The organism is Clostridium sp. CTA-1 (assembly GCF_054768215.1).
Genome location: NZ_BAAAAP010000051.1, coordinates 1 through 2,427 on the forward strand (window position 1 = coordinate 1; position 2,427 = coordinate 2,427).

Consider the following 2,427-nt stretch of genomic DNA (forward strand, 5'->3'; position numbering starts at 1 on the left):
TACATTATTGCTTCAATTAGATTGTGAAGATGAATGTGATTTAATGTTTGGAGATGCTGGAGTAGCCAACTTTTTTATAAATGAAGAAGATTTAAAGAAACTTGATTTTACTAAAGTTTTATATAATTGGGATTGCTGTTAAGTATAAATTTTTTTAAAAAAAAGTTCTTTTCTTACCATTAAAAACTTATTGAATTTTATTTGTAATCTTTATATAATAGTTTTACAACGAAATTGTTCCAACAATTTTAGATATAAACAATTGAAATATGGTCTGGAATATTTGTAGAGCTCTTATTTTGAACCTACATTATTTATACGGGAGTTCAATACTTAAATGTGGATTAGTCTTATAGGACCAACTATTGAGTGGCAAAGACAGCAAAGCATTTGTGAGAACACCCACCTATCGAGAGATAGGTGTCAAAATTGGAGCAGCGGTATTTTGGATGCATAACTTTAAAAATATAGCATGAATGTTGTTATGAGAGGAAGGTAACCTCTCTTTTTATATTTTCATCAAAGGGGAAAATTTTATATAACAAAAATAAAGATGAATATGAAATGATTAATGGTGCAGGGGTTAAGTTTGCAGATAGAGATATTCTTAATAAATACTAAAATTAAGTTCTAACTACAGATAATGTAGTTAGGCTTTTTTTATTTTTTTAAAGACAAAAGATGTCCATATTGTTTCATTATAATCTAGACATAAATTAAGATTAAAGGGGCAAAGCTTAGATGATAAGAAATAAAATGTTAATCCTTATGTAGTACTAAATAATAACCATTTATTTTTTCATAAAAGAAATGTATAATTTATAGTGGCAAAAAATAATATGAAAATATGAAACAGAAGGGTAACAAATGAATAATTTAAGGGTAACAAATGATTTTAAAAGTATAGTATTAAATGATACAAAGTTAATAGATGTTAGAGCTCCAATTGAATATGAAAAAGGAGTAATATTAAATTCAATAAATTTACCTATATTATCTAATGAAGAGAGACATATTATAGGTATATGCTATAAAGAAAAAGGTAATGAGGAAGCTATAAAGCTTGGATTTAAGCTTGTATCTGGAAGTGTAAAAGAAGAAAGAGTGAATTCATGGGTAAAATATTTTAGGGAAAATCCTAATACTATAATTCATTGCTTTAGAGGGGGGTACCGTTCAACTATAGCACAGGAGTGGATATATGAAGCAACAGGTCAATATATAGTAAAGCTAGAAGGGGGATATAAGGCATTTCGTAATCATCTTATAAACTCATTAGAGCCTGAAAATATTAAATCGAAGCCTTTAGTTTTAACTGGATATACAGGTTCAGGTAAAACAATATTATTAAATAAACTAAAGAATTCTATAGATCTAGAGGGAATTGCACATCATAGAGGCTCCACCTTTGGTCATTTTATTACACCACAAAAAACACAAATAAACTTTGAAAATAGCTTAGCCTATAGCGTAATCAAACATGAGGATAAAAATTATAAATATATGATTTTAGAAGATGAAAGTAAAAACATTGGGAAGAATTTCATACCAAAAGGTTTTTATAATCATTTTCACAGTGGAGATGTAATATTCTTAGATGCTACTGTAGAAGAAAGAGTGGAAAATATATTACAAGAATATGTGGTAAATGGTCAAAAGGAGCATATTGAAGCACTAAAATATAGAGATTTAGCATTAGAATCTTGGCTAAATGATATGGTTTCTAGTATAGAAAGAGTTAAAGGTAAGCTTGGCGGAGACAGGATGAAGGTAATAATAGAAGAGCTTAAACTAGCTTACAAAACTCAAATAGAAACTAATAGCATTGATAGGCACAGAAATTGGATAGAATTATTTTTAACTAATTATTATGATCCTATGTATAAGCATTCCATAGATAAATCTAATAGGAATGTAATATTTAAAGGTAATAGTATAGAAGTATTAGAGTATATAGAAGAATTAGAAAGATAATGGATTTAAGCTTTAGAGGGAGTTTTTACGCCATCTAAAGCTTAAAAACCGTTATCTAGGGCGTATCTGCTCTTTACTCCAACTTTGAAGAAGATGAGAGTATTAGAGCGGGTAGTCATCAGATAAAAGTAGAAGTGAATCTTTAATGAAAAAATTTACAGGCGAAATAGAAAAAACTATAAAAACTTATATAAAGATTAAATTAGAAGAGCAGAAGACAATGCCTTGGGAAAGTAAATTAGGAGGGTATCCTGCTTTTACTCAATGTAATCCAAGATATTATGATAAAAATCTAGAAAGATTTGATACATTATTGCTTCAATTAGATTGTGAAGATGAATGTGATTTAATGTTTGGAGATGCTGGAGTAGCCAACTTTTTTATAAATGAAGAAGATTTAAAGAAACTTGATTTTACTAAAGTTTTATATAATTGGGATTGCTGTTAAGTATA

At 28.1% G+C, this 2,427-nt stretch carries 3 protein-coding genes and 1 other RNA gene; all 4 read left to right on the top strand.

Translation table 11 applies throughout. From position 1 onward, the window contains the following. Positions 1-142, top strand: a 142-nt coding sequence (locus ACYUEW_RS18845) for a DUF1963 domain-containing protein (RefSeq protein WP_278001758.1), incomplete at its 5' end; no start/stop codon positions are given. A gap of 126 nt (positions 143-268) precedes the next feature. After that, positions 269-456: non-coding RNA, 6S RNA (gene ssrS / locus ACYUEW_RS18850), on the top strand. Positions 457-867: 411 nt separating this feature from the next. After that, positions 868-1,974, top strand: a complete 1,107-nt coding sequence (mnmH, locus tag ACYUEW_RS18855; protein WP_216472606.1) for a tRNA 2-selenouridine(34) synthase MnmH — start codon at positions 868-870, stop codon at positions 1,972-1,974. 145 nt (positions 1,975-2,119) lie between these two features. Further along, positions 2,120-2,422 (top strand): DUF1963 domain-containing protein, encoded by a 303-nt coding sequence (locus ACYUEW_RS18860; protein ID WP_460277695.1) that lies wholly within the window; start codon positions 2,120-2,122, stop codon positions 2,420-2,422. The last annotated feature ends 5 nt before the right edge of the window (positions 2,423-2,427 follow it).

Bases quoted from the DNA above. Each gene is read 5' to 3' on its own strand.
- mnmH (WP_216472606.1), top strand. From the start codon at position 868: ATGAATAATTTAAGGGTAACAAATGATTTTAAAAGTATAGTATTAAAT.
- ACYUEW_RS18860 (WP_460277695.1), top strand. From the start codon at position 2,120: ATGAAAAAATTTACAGGCGAAATAGAAAAAACTATAAAAACTTATATA.